Here is a 20,071-nt window from a genome sequence, read left to right as displayed (position 1 = left end):
AATTGCGCGCATGATACGCAGGTACAGTTATTTTTCAAGTGTAGAGCAGTTAAAGTAAATATTAGCGGTCATATGTCTGCTTTTTACTCAAAAAGTGAACAAAGTTAGGTTTTTATTCACTTATTTTGATGAGCTAAGTGATGCCAGAGTGTTTTAAATAAGGTATTTGCTTCAATGGGTTTAGTAATATAATTATCCATACCGCTGGCAACTGCTTTTTTAACATCGTCATCGTGAGCATTAGCAGATAAGCCAATAATAGGTAGGTCAAACAAACCAAGTTCATTACGAATAACTCGCGTGGCTTCAAGGCCATCCATTTTTGGCATTTGTATATCCATAATCACAATGTCGTAGGTATGCTCTGTCAGCTTTTCAATCGCCTCAAAACCATCATTAGCAATATCAGCAACGCACCCTTTGGTTTTTAAAATAGCGCTCGCGACGTGCTGATTTAATGGGTTATCTTCAACAAGCAATAATTTATAATCTGCAAAAGAAAGCGTACTAACATCTATCTCATCATATTGTTGCTTTATTTGCTCAGCCTTTGGTAGCGGCGAATAAATTGGCAGGCTAAAAGTAAACGTAGAACCGTGCCCTTCGTGGCTTATTAAATCAATTTCTCCACCCATCAACTCTACAAGCTTTTTGCATATACTTAAACCTAAGCCCGTGCCGCCATATTGACGCGAGGTAGAACTATCTGCTTGTGCAAACGGTTTAAAGAGCTGTTTTTGCGCCTCTTTACTAATACCAATACCGGTATCGTTAACGCTAAAGTAAGTCATTTTTTTTGATTGCCACACTTTAAGCGTGATGCTGCCTTTGGCCGTAAACTTAATGGCATTATTGATTAGGTTTAGTAAAACTTGTTTTAAGCGAATTGGGTCGGTGTTGATAACCAAGTTACTTGATTTATCGTAATCAAGCATAAATTCTAGCGACTTTGCTTCTATATCAAACTGCAGTAAATTGGCCACTTCTTCACTGAGTGTGCCTACATCAATTGGCTCTTGAATTAAATCAAGTTTGCCTGCTTCCATTTTAGAAAAATCGAGCACATCATTTAATACTCTTAGCAATACGCCCAGAGCCCCATCCGCTTGTTCAATATAGCTGCGAGCTTGCTGCCAATCGTTTTGCTGTAGGGCTAAATAATGCAGCCCTTTAATACCATTAATAGGTGTGCGAACTTCGTGGCTCATATTTGCTAAAAACTGGCTTTTTATTTCATTGGCTTCATCGGCCTTTTGCTTTTCTAAACGTAAAATTTTAGTTTGTTTTGCTACCTGCTCACGTATACGAATGTTGGTACCCGTTACCGATATTAAAAAGGTAATAAGCAGCCAAACAAATAACATGCCGGCTATTTGCGCAAGCCAGTAAACTAACCATGACTCTCGTTGCATTGGCTGATGCAGCTCCACCTGCCACACCCGCTTACCTACCAATAACTTATAGTCTTTTAACGGCAATAGTTGTTGATAATCGGCAATAAAAATAGGCTGTGCATTATTCTCTGTTGTGGTGTCTGTAAAGCTCACTGCAACGCCGTTGTTTTGATCAAATAACACCGCGTTTGATAGTCTTTCTAAACTAACAACGGCTACCACAAAACCTTTAAAATCGTCTTCGGTAATATTGTTGCCAAACACCGGATGAAAAAACAACACGCCGCGCTCAGCTTCGTTTTGTACTAAATTTATTGGCTCACTGATCACCAACTCATTTAACACTTTTGCTTTTATTAATGCAGATCGCCTTACCTCATTTGAGGCAAGATCAAAGCCAATTACATCTTCATTTCCCGACAAAGGATGTGCGTATTGTACGGGGTAGTAAAAATCTCGTGGGGGTGCGGCCTGCCAACTGCCATCTTTTGCTCTTTCTTTTAAGCTATATTTAGCCAGCTCGGTGTTGTTATTAGCCTCTATATACTGAGCTAGGTTTTCACTTGGTAAGTAGGGCACCCACTCAAATGCTAAAATTTCTTCGCTGTAACTAAGCTGCTTAGAAGTAAACTGCTTAAATTCAGTAAAGCTCACATCGTCACTACTAGAAAAAAAGGTCGCCAGTAAGGCGAGGTGTGCTGTTATTTCGTTAATTTTATTGTTGATAGCATCTTGAGTGGCTAATATTTTCAGCTCTTCTTTTTGAATGTTTTTTTCTTTTTTTACACTGGCCGCGCCATAAAAGCTAATACTTATAACCATATAAATTAACAGTGAGGGCAGTATAACTTGTAGGCGATAATTTACCTGTGAATAGTTAAATGCCGCTAGCATAAGCGGAGTAAAAACAAGCACTCCAATACTGTCGCCTATCCACCACGCTATAAACGTATCCCAACCGGCTTGAGACACAATAACGCCATTAAAAATTAATAAGCTGGTGCCTACACCTGCAGCTATAACACAGCACAATGGGCCGGCAACAACGAGGCTTTGAATACAGTGCTTTAAAGAAGATAAGTCGAGTGGTGCTTTAATCACTTTAGTGATCAATTGGCTACCTACCCATGCTTGTAAAGTAGCAGCAAAGGTAACAGCCGCAGCATGCATAAATACACTTAATTGAAATATCGCTGAGGCGCTTTCTAAATGAATGAGGTTAGTAAAAAAAGCCCCTAAAACAATACCTAGTAAGCTCTTTCTGCCCCAAATTAAAAAGCCAGCAAGCGCAATTCCCGAAGGCGGCCACACAGCCACTGCGTAGCCATCTATCGCTAATAGTAAATTACTAAAATATCCGGTAAAAAAGTAAGCGCACGCTAAACTTACAGTGACAATAAAAAAGTGTTTCAACCCAATGCTCCCGAATATCAAAGCTGCAAAAGTATAAGTGTAGCCTTTATTGATACAAAACGAGTGCTTTATCGGCTTGTGCGGTATTTTTATAGCTAAGCGCTGCTTGCTGAGCAAATTGCTTTTTGTTTTCGATATTCAAGGCTTTATCAAAAACCTTTGCGGCTAACTCATAATCGCCTTGGGCATTAGCTAAACACGCAAGCGAGAGTAATAATGCGTTGTTTGCATCATCTTTTTTCAGGCGCTCTTGAATACTACTTTGAAGCTTTACAGCCTCTGCCGAGGTGGCGTTACTTAATATATTAGCCAGCTGAGCATGTTGCTCGTCGTGCTTCACCATTTTAATTAAGTCACTTTCAATCGCACTTAACTGACCCACTTTAGCCATTTGCATTAAGTAAGCTGTATTAGCATGAGCTTGTAGCTTTTTAGGAAGTTGTTTATATTTTTCAGTGATTTTATCGCTAGCTTGTGCATTAAAATAGGCATTAAACAGCTGTGTCCACTGCGCATCGTTAAGGACTTTTTTGCGAAGTAAACGCGGTAAAAAGTCTTCAAGCGCACTAAAGTGCTGTTGCTGTACAAGTATTTCGGCGTATAGCTTAAGCTCAAGTGGTGTCGCTTTTTTTGAATCGCTGTTTGCACGCATTTGCGATTCTATTGCGCTGCTATCGCCACTGGCTATCCAAAGTTTAGCAACGTTAAGTTGCTGCTCTGGGCTAATTTCAAATAAACGCTCTAGTGCTTTGTCGGTTTGGTTATTAGCAAGCGCTGCTTTTGCTAATAGCGCTAAGCGTATATCTTCAAACTTACTGGGTACACTATTACCTGATAACGTTTGCTCTACAAGCTCGTAATCATCGTTTATCGCACTCCATAAGGCTTGCTCTATAGCTGCTTGCTTTCGCTCTTCGCTACGCGCAAAAAAACCATGTTTAGTATTATGATAAATCGACAATAAATAGCGCACTAATTTGTAAGTTAAAAACAAAATTGTTGCACTAATTACCGCCATAATACAAAACGATACAATCGTGCCTTCAATCGTGGTGTTGTTAAACGAGATCAGCACATAGCCTTTTTCATCCAGTACAAATGGCGTAATCGCTAAAACTAAAACAATCGCAACAATTAATACTATAAGCCCTATCATTGCGCCCACTCCTTAACCTGCTGCGTACTTTGTAGGTTTACTTCAGGGTTAAAGTTTAATGGCTCTTTTTCTAGGCTAGTTAGTGCATTTATAACCACTTTTGTCGCCTCGTCATCTTGTTTAAAGTACTCATTAACAAGACGCTTTGCCTCACTTATGGCACTAAAATAAATGCTCGCTTGTTTGCTCATTAATGCATCTTGAGCTTGCGTCACATTTAATTTAATACGTTGATTAATTAAGTGGCGCTCCTGATCGGTTAGCAGTGGCTCTATAGCAACCCCTTCGTGCTGGCGAATAGTAATAAAGCTATCAACTAGCTTATTCCAGCTATTACTTAGGTTTTGCTGCCAATCGCTTACATCTTCACTCAAGGCATTTTTTTCAATTTCTGTTGCTTCTTGCGGTATGTTAACGGCATTAAATGCAAGCTTATCTATGTTTGATAACACGCTATTAAGCTTTAAGTAAATGGCTTCTGTTGGGATAGGTTTTAAGCTATCTAGTGTTTGAATGTCTTGTGTTATCGCTTGGCGAACTGCAACAGTACCTGGGTGTTCACTCAATAAGGCATCTAAGCGTTTAAGTACAGCGCTGGCACCTTGGTAATCTTTTTCGGCCCACAGTTTAAACTCAGCCATACGTTGTAAGCTGGTTACTTCTTGCGGGTTTAGTGAAGCGCCTTGCTGCTGAGCTTGTTGTAATGCTGCTTTTAATTGTTGCTGGTTACTCTCTGCACTTTCATTAAGCGCAGCTGCCACTTTTTGCTCACTATTGAACAATGCTTGCTGAAGATTAGATTGCGCAGACTTGAGCGCCTGTAACTCTTGTGACAATAACGCGTTTTCTTCTTTTAGTTCATTAACAGCTACATTTTGGGCTTTACCTGCATTGAGTTTTTGGTAAAACTCATACCCCACACCACAGGCAACAATAAGCGAAATGATCAGCGCTAATACCGCTAATTTACTTATTTTTTGCTTATCGTTATGTGGTTTACTGTGTGCTTTAGCTGCCTCTTTTTTTTGTGTAGAGGCCGCTGCCTTAGTGGTTGGTGTGTTATCTGCCGTTACTGGCTTTGACTGTTCGCTCATCTTGCTACCTTGCTGTTTTATGCAGGAAAACATAGCGGTATCGCTTGCCCCTGCGGCAATGTGTATATTAGCCGAGCTTACCTGTTGCTGTTGTAAATAAGCGGCTATACGCTCGCTAGCAACATAAAATCGGCACTGTTGTAACCACTGTAACTGTTGTTCAGTCAGGTTATTAAATATTGCATCAACTGCTGCATTACTGGTTATGACTATACCTTGTACTTTCAGGCTTTGCCAGTGGTCTGTCCAGTTGGTTTTTTCAGCGCTTATTGGCTCGCGCTTGTATACCACACAGTTATTTAAAAATGCCCCACGCGCCTTTAAGGTTTTGGCAATATCTGGACGCCCCGCTTGGCCTTTTACTAATACAATATTGCTACCATCAACCTCAGCTAACGAGTTTAGCGCCAATAACCCTTCAGAATCATGCAGTTTAGGCACTGCTGCGCGCACGCCAAATAACGCATAAATAGTATCTGCAGTTTGCTGACCTACTGCGTAAAATTGCGCTTTGGTATTTATTGTTGGCTTTAATTGCGCAAGGGCAGTAACGGCATCTTGAGAGATAAAGATAATTTTATCGGCATTAATTAACGGGCTTAGCTCGGTAGTAGAAGGCGTAAGGTAGGATATTTTTAAAACAGGAAATAATGACGCCTGATAACCCGCTTGCTCAAGTTGCTGAGCAAGGGCTGCGCCTTTTCCTTCGGGCCGAGTTACCAGGATATGTGTCATTTATGCGTCTCTATATACTTCTGCTAATATTTTGTCGGCGCCTTGCGCTAATAACTTTTTAGCAAGCTGCACACCGATAGCTTCGGCATCATTTATATGACCGGTTACTTCGTCATGTAAAATTTCACTACCATCTACTGCGCCCACGAGGCCGCGTAAATGCACTTGCTCGCCATCAACTAATGCGTAGGCACCAATTGGTACTTGGCAGCCACCTTCTAAATGACGATTCATAGCACGCTCTGCATTTACACGAATACGTGTTTGGGTATGCTCAAGCGGGGCCAGTAAGGCTTTTGTTACTTCATCGTCAATACGACATTCAATGCCGACAGCACCTTGTCCGTTAGCAGGTAGAGATACCTCAGGCTCAATATAATCAGCAATACGCTCGTCCATTTTTAAACGTAGCAGTCCGGCTGCGGCTAAAATAATCGCATCGTACTGGCCATCATCTAGCTTAGCTAAACGAGTATTAACATTACCACGTAAGTCTTTAATGACTAAATCAGGGCGCAAAGCTCTAATTTGGCACTGACGACGAAGGCTAGAAGTGCCTACTACAGCGCCTTTTGGTAATTCGCTTAAATTGGCAAAGTTATTTGATACAAACGCGTCGCGCGGGTCTTCACGCTCACAAATTGTGTGCAGTGCTAAGCCTTCTGGAAATTCAACGGGTACATCTTTCATTGAATGCACAGCAATATCCGCGCGGCCATCTAACATTGCTTGCTCAAGCTCTTTAACAAACAAGCCTTTACCACCAATTTTAGCAAGCGGTGTATCTAAAATAATATCCCCTTGAGTAGACATAGGGACTAATTCTACGCGCACATCAGCATGAAAATGCTCAAGCTGTGCTTTTACAAATTCAGCCTGCCAAAGCGCTAAAGCACTTTTACGGGTTGCAATGCGTACTAACTTTGTTTTTTCTGTCATAGGGGTATCCAAATAGTTACAGCTAATAGCCAAGCTTAATTAGCTAAAATTCTAAATTCTTTTTGAGCAATTAAATTACCTTGCTCATCAACAACATCTACACGCCAATGGCCTGTTTGTGTATTCATAATATTTTTGGTTGAGTACGTTCTGTAGCGCGGCGAGGTAACATTAAGTGAAATCTCAGCCAGGGTTTCACCCTCATAAGACCATACATGCTTTACTTGTTGGCCTTGTAGGTTTTTAAGCTCACTAAAAAACGAAAGTGCCTCTTCAAACTGATTTAAGCGGATATCTGCAGCAAATACATTAGTGGGCTCGCGCTTACTTACTTTGCGAGTAAGCACTGCACGGCTAATTTTACCTGTATCAATTTGTGCGCCTAACGCAACACTGGCAATGTGCGCATTAGATGAAAAACCTTCACTGCTAGTTAGCGAGCCGTCGTCGTTTTCAATATCTGGAAGCTGTTCATTGGGTGATGCGCTTAACTGCGTGCTAGTAAGCGGCTGATTAGCGATAGGCTCAGCGAGTTCAGTATCTGATTGCTCAATAACAGAAACTTGATTGCTTTGAACATTAGCAATTGGCTCTATATCCGTTTGCTCATTATTGCTTTGCACTAACGAAGTTTTATTAACGCTTTCATCCTCAAGCACCGCTGGCGCAACATCTGCTATAGCACGCGTAAGCTCATTTGGGCGCGCTTGCTCGTCATTTACACTCACCGTGGGCTCAACATTATCTGCGGTGCTATCACTTAAAGGTAAATACGGCGATTGCTCATTAGGTTGCTCGCCCTGCTCGGCATTTACCGAGCTAGTTAAGCCATACACAACCGCTGCCGAGGTCATTGCTACCAACATAGAAACACTCGCAATACGACGCCAATGCCACTCGTAGCTTACATTAGGTACACTATTTTGTGGTTCGCGTTTTACATTTGCTTTAATAACTATTTTTTGACTCATATTGACCTCAGCGGCTCCAAATTAGCTTAAACGGGCAATTAACCATTGGCGAATAGCTTGCAGTTCTTCTGCGCAAACCTGATGAGCCATAGGGTATTCTTGCCAGCTTACATCCATGTTATGTGCTGTTAATACTTCAAACGCACTTCTACCCGCGCTATGCGGCACTACATTATCTTGGCTGCCATGAGCCATAAATACATTTAAATCAGTATGCTTTGCTTCTTGCGCTAGCTTTTCAGGCACACACATATAAGTAGACAGCGCCATAACACCTGCAAGTTTGTGCTCAAATCGCGGCGCTAAATGTAAAGACACCACGCCCCCTTGCGAAAAGCCCGCCAAAATAATTTTATCGGCAGGTATACCATTTTCAATTTCTTGATTGATCAGGGTTTGCACTTTTTCGGCTGAATCTCTCACGCCTTGTTCATCGGCACGTTTGTCTAATTCTATAGATTTAATGTCGTACCACGAGCGCATTTCCATGCCACCATTTATGGTGACCGGTTGAATAGACGCATGCGGAAAAATAAATCGTATACCAAGCTCACTGGGTAAATTAAGTTGCGGTGCAACCGGTGCAAAGCCATCGCCCGAGTCGCCTAAACCATGTAACCAAATAACAGTGGCTTTGTGCTCACCTTGCGCTGGATATTGTGCAAACTCTAAACTCATAAGCTTGATTGCCACTTAATTTCTTGGCCAGCTTGGCGAGTAGACGCTTGGTTCATAAACTCCCAAAACTCTGCACCCGAGCGGTTATCAATCCACTGGCCGTCACGCATTTCAAAATGGTGGCCATTAAATTTAGTCGCAACCCACACTTGATGCAAAGGCGCTTGTTTGTTAATTACAATTTTACTTTTATCAGGGAAAATTATTTCTAAAATACCCTCTGCCGCTTCGTAGTCTAAATCTGCTTCGCAATCATCAACTTGCTCTTCAATTGTGAACATAAGAGCTTCGGCTAATTGGTGATATTCGTGTTCAGTCATTGTAATTTTCCTTTGCAGGCGAGCTGCCTAATATTGGGTACGGTTTATATACAGCTAGTGTAACAGGAATAAAATCATCCGCGAATAGCTGCATTTTTTAGATATTCTGTTACTCTGCGATTATAAAGCCAGCAACCGTATTAATCTAATGAAAGCGACACATACCTTACAATTAAAACGACTATATATAAGTACTTTACTGCTAAGTGCATTAGCTGGCTGCGGCCAAAGCGGGCCTTTGTATTTACCAGAGCAACAGGCTGAGCAAAACACACCCCCTAATACAGCACAGCCAACGCCCGTAAAAAAAACCAACACCGAGCAAGTGCAGGAGCAATAAATGGATTATTTTAACTATCAAAACAATCAATTATTTGCCGAAGATGTCAGCATTGCCACAATTGCTCAGCACTATGGTACGCCGTGTTATGTGTACTCGCGTGCTACTTTTGAGCGCCATTATTTAGCCTTTGCAAATGCCACTAAAAATCATAAAAGCTTGGTGTGCTACGCAGTTAAAGCTAATTCTAATATTGCAGTATTAAATATATTAGCGCGTTTAGGCTCAGGGTTTGACATAGTGTCTAAAGGTGAGCTGGCGCGTGTAATAAAAGCTGGCGGTGATGCCAGTAAAGTGGTGTTTTCAGGTGTGGCTAAAACCGCCGACGAAATTGCTTATGCACTAAAGTTAGGCATTAAATGTTTTAACGTTGAATCGGCCTCAGAGCTTGAGCGTATTTCTGAGGTAGCGTGCGAGTTAAATTTAGAAGCCCCTATTTCTATTCGTGTAAACCCTGATATAGATGCCAAAACACACCCGTATATTTCTACCGGTTTAAAAGAAAACAAATTTGGTATCGATATTCAAACGGCTGTGAGCGTTTATCAGCATGCGGCGTCTTTACCAGGTCTAAAAGTAACCGGTGTAGATTGCCACATAGGCTCGCAATTAACTGAGGTTAAACCTTTTTTAGAAGCGCTTGATAAGCTAATGGCATTAATAGATGAACTTAAAGCAAATGGTATTGAGCTTACTCATTTAGATATTGGCGGCGGGTTAGGCGTTCCTTACAATGATGAACAGCCTCCTCACCCAAGTGAATATGCTGCGCAAGTTACCGAATGCTTAGCCAATTACAAACACCTTGAGCTTATTTTTGAGCCAGGGCGCGCTATAGCCGCTAATGCTGGAATTTTAGTAACGCAGGTTGAGTTTATTAAGCAAAACCAGGATAAATTTTTTGCCATTGTCGATGCGGGTATGAACGACATGCTTCGCCCTTCGCTTTATCAGGCATGGCAAAAAATCATTCCTGTATCGGTGCGCGATGACGACACCCCAACACATAACTTTGATATTGTGGGCCCAGTGTGCGAAACCGGCGACTTTTTAGGAAAAGACCGCGAGCTAGCCCTTAAACAAGGCGACTTATTGGCGCAGCGAAGTGCTGGTGCCTATGGTTTTACAATGAGTTCAAACTATAACTCTCGGCCACGCGTGGCCGAAATAATGGTAGATGGTGAGCAACACCACCTTATTCGCCAACGCGAAACCATCGAGAGCCTTTATCAAGGTGAGAAAATTTTACCATAAACGTTTTTGTTAAGGCGCTGCTCTGTGGCATGATTAGCGCAGAGCAAACCCGAATTAGAGCGCTATGTTAGTTAATTTTTCCAAAATGCACGGCTTAGGCAACGACTTTGTTGTAATTGATAACATTACACAAAATGTATTTTTGTCTCGCGATCAAATCAAAAAACTGGCTGATCGCCACTTTGGTATTGGCTTTGACCAATTACTTATGGTTGAAGCCCCTTACTCCCCTGATCTCGACTTCCATTACCGTATATTTAATGCCGATGGCAATGAAGTAGAACAATGCGGAAATGGCGCACGCTGTTTTGCCCGCTTTGTGCGCATGAAAGGCTTAACTAACAAGCACAAAATTAGTGTCTCGACTAAGTCGGGCAACCTCACGCTATACATAGAAAAAGACGGCCAAGTGACGGTAAACATGGGCCATCCTAATTTTGAGCCTGCTAAAATCCCGCTTAAAGCCAGCAAGCGAGAACTTACTTATATAATAAGAGCTCAAGAGCACACAGTATTTAGTGGCGCTGTGTCTATGGGTAATCCGCATTGCGTGTTAGAAGTTGACGATATAGCTACCGCACAAGTTGAGGTGCTTGGTCCGCTGCTTGAAAACCACGAACGTTTTCCAAATCGTGCCAATATTGGCTTTATGCAAGTGGTATCGCAAGATCATATTAAACTTAGAGTGTGGGAACGCGGCGTTAGTGAAACCCTAGCGTGTGGCACGGGTGCCTGCGCAGCAATGGTAATTGGCCACATTCAAAGCAAACTTAACACCACGGTACAAGTTGATTTACCCGGCGGCACATTACAAGTACGTTGGAGCGGCGAAGGTCACCCTGTCCGCATGACCGGCCCAGCCGAGCATGTATTTGATGGGCAAGTTGCCTTATGAGCGAGCTAACAAAAGAGCAAGTGGCTGAGTATTTAGCGCGCCACCCTGATTTTTTAATAGAGCAGCCAGAGCTGCTTGCACAACTTGAGTTACATCACAAAACGCAAGGCGCCACCTCGCTTGTGCACATACAACAGCGCCAATTGCGCGAGCACAATACTCAGTTAAAAAATCAAATACACAGTATGAGCGAACACGCTACGCAAAATGAGCTAGTGTATCGCTTGTTTAGCCAATGCCACCGCCAACTGTGGACAAACTACGACTTTAATACGCTTGCCGCAAATTTGCGCAATATTATTTGTACCAGCCCACACATTAGCGAGTGTAGGTTGGTTAAATACAACAACACTTTAGATGGGCTTATTGAGCACCGCCTTAGCCAATTTGGGCACTACTTAGGACGCGTTAATCAGCAAGAGCGTGAGCTATTATTTTGCGAAAACACGCAATCATCTGCTATTTATCTTATTGGTTGCGCTGAAAAACCCGTCGCTATATTGGCCTTTGGCAGCCATGATGAAAACCATTTTGAACCCGCACAAGATAACCTATTCGTGCTTGATTTTGTTCATGCATTGCAACTTAGGCTGTTGGAATTGGCATGAGCGACGAGACGCCTAACACTGAGCAATTAAGTGAGCATTGGCGTACACCCATTCATTTATTTAGTGACTATTTAAAGTACGAAAGACAGTACTCAGAGCACACTGTAAATCAGTATGTTAGCCAACTAAACTTTGCTGCCCTGTATTTTAGTAAATTATGTGATGACTGGTTTGGCGTACAAGGCGAGCATATTCGCCGCTACAGCATGGCGCTTCGTTCAAAGCAATTAAGTGGGCGCACTATTAGTTTAAAATTAAGCTGCATTCGTAGTTTGTATAAATTTTTAAAAGCCAAAAACATCGCTCAGCACGCGCATTATCATAACCCGGCACAAGGCATTAAAGGGCCTAAATTTTCTAAGCCTTTACCTAAAAATCTCGATGTAGATCAGATGGCAAGCCTACTAGAGATTAACGATGACGACCCATTAGCCATACGAGACAAAGCTATGATGGAGCTTATGTATTCATCTGGGCTGCGCATTAGCGAGTTAGTTGGCACCAACTTACGCGATATAAACGCCGCAAGCCGCGAAATATTAGTCAAAGGTAAAGGTAACAAAGAGCGCCTCATTCCCGTGGGTCGCAAAGCGCTCACAGCGTTAAAAAATTGGCTCAACATACGGGGGCAATTTGCAAAGCCTGACGAAATGGCGGTGTTTTTAAGCAGTAAAAAAAATCGTATTTCGGTTCGCCAAGTTCGCTTACGCATGCAAGAGTGGGGAATAAAACAAGGCATTAGCTCACAAGTGCACCCGCATAAACTTCGCCACTCGTTTGCCTCTCATATTTTAGAATCATCTGGCGATTTACGCGCTGTGCAAGAATTATTAGGGCACAGTAGTTTATCGGCTACGCAAGTATATACGCATTTAGATTTTCAGCATTTAGCAAAAGTGTACGACAACACGCATCCGCGCGCTAAAAAACAAACCGATTAGGAATGTAATTATGATCCGATTTAATCGTGCTCCTCGCCCTTTTTCAGTTATGAGCTTTGATTTAGACGACACCCTGTATAACAACCACCCCATAATAAAAGCCGCGGTTAAAGCCCAGCAAGATTATTTAAACGCGCTACCCAGCTACTTACAACAAGGCTCAAAATACTGGCAACAATGCCGCAACGAGGCTGTATTACAGTTACCAGAGCTTGCTGATAATGTAACTAAATGGCGCCAACATACGCTTCGCTTAGCTCTTTCAAAGCTAGATTTAAATGAGCAAGAGGTAGAGCATCATGCCGATGCTGCCTATAACGCTTTTGCCGATGCGCGCAGTAAAATAGTGGTAACCGACGACGTACTAAAGCTGCTAGATAACTTAGCCCAGCACTTTACGCTGGTTGCAATAACCAATGGCAATGTTGAAATTGAGCGCTTTAACTTACGCGATAAATTTGCGCTAGTATTGCAAGCTGGTATGCACGGTAAAGCCAAGCCCCACGGTACACTGTTTGATAAAGCCGCCGCGCACTTAAACGTGGCTAAAAGTGAAATTTTACATATTGGCGATAGCCTAGATACCGACGTACAAGGCGCTAATAATGCAGGCTGCCAATCGGTTTGGTTAAACGACCAAGGCGCGGCTTATCACTACAAAGGCCTTGCCGATGTTGAAATTGCGAATATTCATGCCTTAGCGCACTTTATCAAATAGCCTAAATAGAACGAAGAGGTTGCAATGAGCCATTATACCAAGCTAATTACCTTGCTATTAATAGGCTCGCTTAGCCTAAACGCTTACTTATTGTGGCCACAAAAACAGCCTGTAGTTGGCACACAAAAAATCCACAGCGGCAAGAGCATCAAAGCGCCAAAAAGTAACCTGCTCAGCCAAGCTCAACAGCAATTTACACAACACAAATTTGATGATGCTCTAAATACGTATCAGCAACTAAATCTAAGCGCTCCAAAAAAAGCACATACTTTATACGCTTCGTGGGTAGCACAACTAAAGCAATGGCTAAACACAAACCTACCGCTTAGCCAGTCATTGTTAAATGCACTTTTAAATAAAGACCCTTACAATACCGAGTTACTCACTTTACACGTAGATTACCTAGTAAAAAGCGGGCAACGGCAAAACGCAATTATTGCGCTATTTGAGCTCTACCCATTATTAAATAAGCACCAGCAAGGCCCTGTAGATAGGCGCCTTGTGCATTTAACGACTAACGAACTGCATAGTTTGAGTGAGCAGCAAAATTGGCAAACAATTATTGAACAAACTCAAATTTGGCTCGACTATCAAAACGACAATAGCCATTTTTTATACGCACTCGCGCATGCTTATTATCAACTAGAGGACTTTATTAGCGCCTTAACAACTATTGAGCGCATGCCATCAAATCACCCACTACAAGCCGAAGTAACTGCCTTACACGCAATGATAGAGAAAGCTCAATCGCAAGATGACTTTATTGCGCTTACCCCCTACGGCGCACATTACTTAATTAGCACCGAGCTAAATAGCTCAATTCAAACAGAGCTAATGATAGATACCGGCGCAAGTATTACTTCTCTTTCGAGTGACGTGCTTAACCAACTTTCACCCAAACCACTGTATTTAGGCGATGTAACCGTAAACACGGCGAATGGGCAAATTAGAGTAAAACGCTACCAAATTGAGTCGTTTAAAGTAGGGATGCAAACTATTTACGGTTTTGAAGTGCTCAGTATTGAAAACACCCGCGGCCAAGGTTTGTTAGGAATGAACTTTTTATCTAGATATAAATTTAATATAAATCAACAAACAGATGAGTTAGAGTTGAGTGCTAAATAAACAAAAAATAATAAAAGGAAGTTTATGCGTACTCTACTATTTACACTACTTTGTTTTTGGCAATGTACTGCTCAGGCAACAAATTATTTTGTAAAAGACAAAAGTTGTGAGGCTATTTCACCCGAAATAGAAATAAGCCTTAGCGCTACACTGAGAGATTTAGATAACCATCAAAGAAAAAGACAAAACCTTAGACAAAAAGCGCTGAATAAGTATAGCGAACAGTACAATCAACAGCATGAGCAACTATATGTAGAGGAACGCTTTACTACAAATAGCAGCCACTCTGCTGAAACTCCTACAATAAGCAGAGCCCAAAAAAAATTACATTACCTTATTAAGCTCACCCCCTCAAAAAACTGCAATCAACAAGTCGCTATGACTAGCGAGCTATTTATTTCTGGAATGCACAAGCACAGCCTCTCAAATACCATTGAGGGGAATGCAATTGATGTCACTTTAGACATAAACAGTTCCCCTAAGTTTACTCAATTTAACAACCCCCTCATCACCCCCACTAACTTTTTTGGACTCCAATTTGGCAGTAGCTATGAGCAGGTATTAACGTCTCTCGGACTTGCTAGTTTATCGCTAAGCGATAACAATAACGCAATACTTGTATATGGAAGAAATCATGCTTTTCACTTTAAAAACAATGTATTTATAGGTTATCAGTTCCATGAAACGCTACTACCTATGGTGATAAATAATGAGCTTTCTTTGGCAAATGAAAAATTACAAATAAGCACCGGTACAGATCAGGCTATTTTCTTAGATACAGATTTAACCCAACCAGCAATTAATAAATTAAAAAACAGTTTTGATGAAGTGGAAACCGCATCTTATAAAGTATCCATTAACAAGTCAGAGCAAAGAGTTGTTGGTATATCGCACGGTGAATTAGTTGAACATATAAAAAGCAACACTCAATGCTATAACGGCACAATATTGGCCGATGAATACTTAAAAAAACACAAAAATAGTAAAACGCTTAAAGTGGTTAATGAAGATCATGACAATATAATCATTACTCCTTGTTATGAGTTTATATATGAAGGCAACGGCTACATTTCTAAATTAAAGCTTGTGGAGCCCTTTTCAACCGCTAAAATTAAGCTCGCCGCATTAGCTGGCTATATTAACCAAAGTACACAGTGGAACTTATCAGGCGTAAAATACAACGACCCTGTTGCAAGCCTTGCTAAGTTAGGCGATTACGACGAGTTCTTTGACTCAGCAGAATTTACTTCTCAACACTGGGATGGCTATTTTTATATTTATGACGGAAAGCTTTTAAGCGCAGAGCTTACAAGCAATGACTATTAATTTTTCTCTTTGAATCTTCTGTTAGAAAAGGACAAACATGTTATTAAACGATTTTTTACAGCAACTTGCAGACAACCCTAAAAGCATACAATTTAGCGATACCATGGCGGTAATAGAAGCTAATTACGATTTTACCGCGTGTGGATTTAATAACCACGGCTTACTTAGCTCTGCAAGCGAGAACAATGGCTCGTGTAAAATTTTTGCGTTTGCTAAATTAAACGATTTAAGCAAGCAAAATACATTGGATTGCTTTGGTAAGTTTTACCGCGAAGACGTACTACAAAACCCTAAAGGCGATGATCACATGAACATTCGCACATTTATGTTAGCGCCAGAAGCGACTCCATTTTTAGGCCTGAGCTTTGATGGTGAGCCACTAAAAGAGAAATAACACTAAGCTACTAAATTAAAGCGTTTTTTCCATAAAGTAACGCGTACCAGAACGCGGATAGTTGTTAAGCTGATACTTAACCACGTATCCGCGCTTTTCATAAAAAGGCTTGGCCTGAAAATCAAGCGTATCGAGCTGTGCGGTATTAGCGCCGCGCTCAATAGCAGCAAGCTCAAGCGCATTTATAAGCTTGCCTGCTAACCCCTTGCCCCGCCCGGTATCGCTACACCAAAGCCAACTAATCATCAGCCAATTTCCAAACACACACCCACTAATACCTGCAACAAGCTCACCTTGCTCATCAACAAATTTATAGCCTAATGGCACTCTTTGCGCATCAAAGTGCTGTGCGTTAAATTCAACTATTTTAGTGCGAAGCGCTGAGTTTAACGCATCGGTATTATCTGCTTTTAATTGATACATGTACCGCCCTTAAAGAAGCAGATACTAGCAAACAAACTTAATTAAAAAAGGTTATTTTTTCCATAAGGTACTTCTAGCAAATTGCTGCTTGTTTTTTCGGGTTGGCCGCACATTTCATCGTAAGCGCTAGTATGGCGCAGTACCATTTCGGCGTAGGCTATTTTTTCAAAACGTTTTTGAATATGCAGCGGGCTGAGCGCTTTAACAAACTCGCCATTTTCTTCAGTAACGTAATACTCTACGTTATTTATAATGACAGACACCTGATAGAGCGCCATTTCAAGGGAGTGCGCGACCACTTTTTGTAATGGTTCGTGCTTTTTTAACTCAGAAAATTTCATACCCATAACAATCGCCTTTTAATAAAAAGTAACTTTATAGATACGCACCTTTGCTATAATCGCGATCAAATTATTACATCACTGCCTTTTAAGCTTATGAGCAATAAAATTCGACTCGCTAAATACATTGCTCACGCTGGTGTGTGCTCAAGAAAACAGGCATCGCGTTTAATTGATGAAGGTGTGGTAACTGTAAATAATCGCCCAGCGAATCATATTGATCACGTTAATGAGCAAGACGACGTAATAGTTAATGGCCAAGCAGTAAAAGGGGCTGCCGATTTAGTTTATTTTGCGTACCACAAGCCTGTAGGTATTGACTGCAAATTAAATGAAAATGACCCCGCCAGCCTTATTCACCATTTACCTACCCTCACTCGGGTTTACCCCATTGGCCGATTAGATAAAGACTCTCGCGGCTTGCTTATTTTGACCAACGACGGAGATTTTTGTAATCAACTTATTCACCCTGACTTCCACCAGCCTAAACGTTATTTAGTCACGGTAGATAAACCTATTAATAACGCGTTTTGCGAAAAAATGGCCGCAGGAATCCCCGTAGATAAACAAGTAACCTTACCGTGTGAAGTAACAAAAATAGCTGACAACCAGTTTAGTATTATTTTAAAGCAAGGGCTTAACAGACAAATACGTAAAATGGCGCATTACTGCGGCTTTAAAGTAATTGATTTATATCGGGCACAATTTAGCGAACTTGCTCTTTCAAACCTAAACCTACCTGAAAACCACTACATACAAATTAATAAAACTGATATTTCAAAAATCTAACCTTCGTTTAAATAGCGCACAAAAAAGTTAAAAAATAACCTTGCAAAAATAGATTACAGGTGTAGTCTTAATTTAAAGATTACATTTGTAGGCAATGAAATGATTGAATTATCAAAAGCAGAATTCGACGTGCTTGATGCGCTTTGGATTAATTACCCAGCAACCGCCAGCCAAATTATTGAGCGCTTAAGCGATGACAAACAATGGCACGAAAAAACCATTAAAACCCTACTGGGTCGATTAGTTAAAAAAGGCGCACTGACCTTTGAAAAAGACGGCCGCCAATATATTTATACCCCTTGTATGGAGCGCGCCGACTACACATTAAAAGAAAGCAAAAACTTTATTGAGCGTTTTTTTAGTGGCCGTATAGCGCCGCTGGTAAGCGGGTTTGCTAAATCAGAGCAGCTTTCGCAGCAAGATATAAACGAGCTAAAAAAGGTCATTGATGACTGGGAAAAAAACCAAAAGTAAGGAGTGGCTATGGATATTCAAACCCTGTTTAACTGGTTACTAGAGCAGCAATTATTACTCAGCATAATGCTTGGCGGGTTTATTATATGTGAGCGTTTTAGTTTAAGGCTGCTTGGCCCAGGCTTTGTGTATAAATTAGTATGCCTAATCCCCGTATCGTTACTGGTTGCAAACTTACCAAGTAACATTAAGCCACTGCAAAATAGCGCCATTAGCCATTATTTAATAACGCCTAACCAACCCCTTATTAATAACTTAGGCCTAAATTGGGCCGTGCTTTATGTAGTGGTTAGCCTAGTGCTGTTTAGCATAGCGTTTGTTGTGCATATTCGCTTTATAAAAAATCTGCAGCTCAATTATTTAATTAATAGCGAACACACTCTAACCTCACACATTAAAACCTATACCAGTAATCATATTGCATCGCCAATGGTGGTGGGTATTTTACAAAGTAAGCTCATACTGCCTAGTAATTACAAAACCCAGTTTGATAAAGCCACTTTGGCACTTATTTTAGAGCATGAGGCTGTGCACATAAAACGCAAAGATAACCTAATAAATGCCCTGCTGTTACTGACTACTATTTTAATGTGGTTTAACCCGCTCGCCTGGATGGCTTACGCAAGCTTTAGACGCTTGCAGGAGCTAACTTGTGATCAGCGGGTACTTGCCAATAAAACCACACACCAACACATTTTATACAGCAAAGCCTTAGTTAACTGTGCGGCAGCAACGCCCGCAGGCCTAATGGCTTATTCACACTACGGAGATAAAAAAACCATGTTACAACGACTTACCAATATAAAGCACAGTGGCAATCACTCTCGCCTAGCCAAAGGTGGCTTACTGCTAATAGCAACAAGCATGCTTAGCGGTTTAGCCATTGCAAAACAGCCCCAAACTGAAATAACGAAAAAGGATCATATTTCACCAACAATACGCATTGAACCTGTCTACCCAGCCCAAGCCGCTAAGCAAGGCATTAGCGGCTCGGTTGTATTAAAGTACGATATAGCCGCCAATGGCAGAACAAAAAACATTAGTGTCATTCAATCTAAGCCGTCAGACGTTTTTGATAAATCAGCTAAAGAAGCGCTGGCAAAGTGGGAGTATAAAATCTCTGAGTCAGGCTTTAATGATGTACTTGTACAGCTCGATTTTGCCATAAACAGTGAGGTTGCTAATACCGATTTAATAGAGCGAATTAAAGTATCGCATTAAGGCTAATGAGTGATGCAAGAGCACAAAGCAATCGCCCTTTTAGGCCGCTTGCTTTGTGGTTTTAACAATAAAATTAAATACTCACTACAATCATGGCAATGGCAGTGCCTAAGCCAATAAACCATACAAGCGAACGTATAATATCTAAGTTCAACCAATAAAAAATGCAATACAAAGTGCGCGAAACTATATGAGTAACCGCCAAGGTTTCGGTTACTGCATTTACCGAGTTAGTTCCCAATACCACCACAATAGCAACGGCAAACACTGCTAGTGATTCAAAACAATTTTGATGAGCAGCGAGCGCACGCTCACCAAAGCCCGTTAATTTTGCTTGTTGAGAGCGCGGGTGTTTATTGTCGTATTGGCCAAGCTTTGCCATCGCAATGGCCACTGGTATTTTTGCAAAATAAGGCATTAATACAGCAAGTAATGCGCATACTACTAATGTTGTCATAATTTATTCTCTTATTTTAAAACCTAGTTATTTAACCAATACATATAACACACATACACAAAAAA

Annotated in this window: 22 protein-coding genes; 12 read left to right on the top strand and 10 right to left on the bottom strand. The window is 41.2% G+C overall.

What is annotated here, in order from left to right; all coding sequences use genetic code 11:
- Positions 1-116: 116 nt before the first annotated feature.
- Genes AN395_RS17035 through cyaY form a run of 7 tightly spaced genes read right to left on the bottom strand, consistent with a single transcriptional unit; the run spans position 117 to position 8,700 of the window.
- A complete protein-coding gene (locus AN395_RS17035) occupies positions 117-2,807 on the bottom strand; it encodes a CHASE domain-containing protein (protein WP_054983721.1) in 2,691 nt (896 codons plus the stop codon).
- Between the two features lie 46 nt (positions 2,808-2,853).
- Complete coding sequence (locus AN395_RS17030) at positions 2,854-3,963, bottom strand: heme biosynthesis HemY N-terminal domain-containing protein (protein ID WP_024032065.1); 1,110 nt, start codon at positions 3,961-3,963, stop codon at positions 2,854-2,856.
- A complete protein-coding gene (locus tag AN395_RS17025; protein ID WP_054983720.1) occupies positions 3,960-5,792 on the bottom strand; it encodes a uroporphyrinogen-III synthase in 1,833 nt (610 codons plus the stop codon). The genes AN395_RS17030 and AN395_RS17025 overlap by 4 nt, the downstream gene beginning before the upstream one ends.
- Positions 5,793-6,731, bottom strand: coding sequence for a hydroxymethylbilane synthase (gene hemC / locus AN395_RS17020; RefSeq protein ID WP_024032067.1), 939 nt, complete (start codon positions 6,729-6,731; stop codon positions 5,793-5,795). It abuts the gene before it with no gap.
- A 35-nt stretch (positions 6,732-6,766) separates the two neighbouring features.
- Positions 6,767-7,702 (bottom strand): DUF2914 domain-containing protein, encoded by a 936-nt coding sequence (locus AN395_RS17015; protein ID WP_054983719.1) that lies wholly within the window; start codon positions 7,700-7,702, stop codon positions 6,767-6,769.
- Positions 7,703-7,723: 21 nt separating this feature from the next.
- Positions 7,724-8,380: an alpha/beta hydrolase gene (locus AN395_RS17010; RefSeq protein WP_054983718.1), complete on the bottom strand. Its 657-nt coding sequence runs from the start codon at positions 8,378-8,380 to the stop codon at positions 7,724-7,726.
- On the bottom strand, positions 8,377-8,700 hold the full coding sequence (gene cyaY, locus AN395_RS17005; protein WP_054983717.1) for an iron donor protein CyaY: 324 nt from the start codon (positions 8,698-8,700) through the stop codon (positions 8,377-8,379). Before cyaY ends, AN395_RS17010 begins: the two co-directional genes overlap by 4 nt.
- Positions 8,701-8,848: 148 nt before the next feature.
- Between cyaY and lptM the strand changes: the two genes are divergently transcribed.
- The 9 genes from lptM to AN395_RS16960 all read left to right on the top strand — a co-directional run bounded on the left by lptM (position 8,849) and on the right by AN395_RS16960 (position 16,301).
- A complete protein-coding gene (gene lptM, locus AN395_RS17000; protein WP_004588978.1) occupies positions 8,849-9,040 on the top strand; it encodes an LPS translocon maturation chaperone LptM in 192 nt (63 codons plus the stop codon).
- The gene (gene lysA / locus AN395_RS16995; RefSeq protein WP_054983716.1) at positions 9,041-10,294 is read left to right on the top strand and encodes a diaminopimelate decarboxylase; all 1,254 of its coding nucleotides are present in this window, start codon (positions 9,041-9,043) and stop codon (positions 10,292-10,294) included.
- 64 nt (positions 10,295-10,358) lie between these two features.
- Complete coding sequence (gene dapF / locus AN395_RS16990) at positions 10,359-11,189, top strand: diaminopimelate epimerase (protein ID WP_004588980.1); 831 nt, start codon at positions 10,359-10,361, stop codon at positions 11,187-11,189.
- A complete protein-coding gene (locus AN395_RS16985) occupies positions 11,186-11,797 on the top strand; it encodes a DUF484 family protein (protein ID WP_024032071.1) in 612 nt (203 codons plus the stop codon). Before dapF ends, AN395_RS16985 begins: the two co-directional genes overlap by 4 nt.
- The gene (locus AN395_RS16980) at positions 11,794-12,738 is read left to right on the top strand and encodes a tyrosine recombinase XerC (RefSeq protein WP_054983715.1); all 945 of its coding nucleotides are present in this window, start codon (positions 11,794-11,796) and stop codon (positions 12,736-12,738) included. The genes AN395_RS16985 and AN395_RS16980 overlap by 4 nt, the downstream gene beginning before the upstream one ends.
- Positions 12,739-12,748: 10 nt before the next feature.
- A complete protein-coding gene (locus AN395_RS16975) occupies positions 12,749-13,456 on the top strand; it encodes an HAD-IA family hydrolase (RefSeq protein WP_054983714.1) in 708 nt (235 codons plus the stop codon).
- A 24-nt stretch (positions 13,457-13,480) separates the two neighbouring features.
- Positions 13,481-14,581, top strand: coding sequence for a retropepsin-like aspartic protease (locus AN395_RS16970; RefSeq protein WP_054983713.1), 1,101 nt, complete (start codon positions 13,481-13,483; stop codon positions 14,579-14,581).
- Positions 14,582-14,605: 24 nt separating this feature from the next.
- A complete protein-coding gene (locus AN395_RS16965; RefSeq protein WP_054983712.1) occupies positions 14,606-15,907 on the top strand; it encodes a hypothetical protein in 1,302 nt (433 codons plus the stop codon).
- Positions 15,908-15,944: 37 nt separating this feature from the next.
- Positions 15,945-16,301 carry a HopJ type III effector protein gene (locus AN395_RS16960; RefSeq protein ID WP_029773753.1) on the top strand — a complete coding sequence of 119 codons (357 nt, stop codon included), beginning with the start codon at positions 15,945-15,947 and terminating at the stop codon, positions 16,299-16,301.
- A 15-nt stretch (positions 16,302-16,316) separates the two neighbouring features.
- Here the strand turns inward: AN395_RS16960 and AN395_RS16955 are convergent, their stop codons facing one another.
- The gene (locus tag AN395_RS16955) at positions 16,317-16,724 is read right to left on the bottom strand and encodes a GNAT family N-acetyltransferase (RefSeq protein ID WP_054983711.1); all 408 of its coding nucleotides are present in this window, start codon (positions 16,722-16,724) and stop codon (positions 16,317-16,319) included.
- A 41-nt stretch (positions 16,725-16,765) separates the two neighbouring features.
- Positions 16,766-17,071, bottom strand: coding sequence for a DUF6482 family protein (locus tag AN395_RS16950; protein WP_004588987.1), 306 nt, complete (start codon positions 17,069-17,071; stop codon positions 16,766-16,768).
- A 90-nt stretch (positions 17,072-17,161) separates the two neighbouring features.
- Here AN395_RS16950 and AN395_RS16945 point away from each other — a divergent pair, with 90 nt between their 5' ends.
- From AN395_RS16945 to AN395_RS16935, 3 genes are all read left to right on the top strand, one after another.
- The gene (locus tag AN395_RS16945; protein ID WP_054983710.1) at positions 17,162-17,854 is read left to right on the top strand and encodes a pseudouridine synthase; all 693 of its coding nucleotides are present in this window, start codon (positions 17,162-17,164) and stop codon (positions 17,852-17,854) included.
- 99 nt (positions 17,855-17,953) lie between these two features.
- The gene (locus AN395_RS16940; RefSeq protein ID WP_004588989.1) at positions 17,954-18,328 is read left to right on the top strand and encodes a BlaI/MecI/CopY family transcriptional regulator; all 375 of its coding nucleotides are present in this window, start codon (positions 17,954-17,956) and stop codon (positions 18,326-18,328) included.
- A gap of 9 nt (positions 18,329-18,337) precedes the next feature.
- Complete coding sequence (locus tag AN395_RS16935) at positions 18,338-19,549, top strand: TonB family protein (RefSeq protein WP_054983709.1); 1,212 nt, start codon at positions 18,338-18,340, stop codon at positions 19,547-19,549.
- Between the two features lie 73 nt (positions 19,550-19,622).
- Here AN395_RS16935 and AN395_RS16930 read toward each other — a convergent pair whose 3' ends face one another.
- On the bottom strand, positions 19,623-20,006 hold the full coding sequence (locus tag AN395_RS16930) for an MAPEG family protein (RefSeq protein WP_054983708.1): 384 nt from the start codon (positions 20,004-20,006) through the stop codon (positions 19,623-19,625).
- Positions 20,007-20,071: the final 65 nt, after the last annotated feature.

Origin of the sequence: Pseudoalteromonas sp. P1-30 (assembly GCF_001400005.1) — a bacterium.
Classification (GTDB): Bacteria; Pseudomonadota; Gammaproteobacteria; order Enterobacterales; family Alteromonadaceae; genus Pseudoalteromonas; species Pseudoalteromonas atlantica.
Note: the sequence above shows the minus strand (reverse complement) of the source record. Positions and strands in the feature narration are given on the sequence as shown.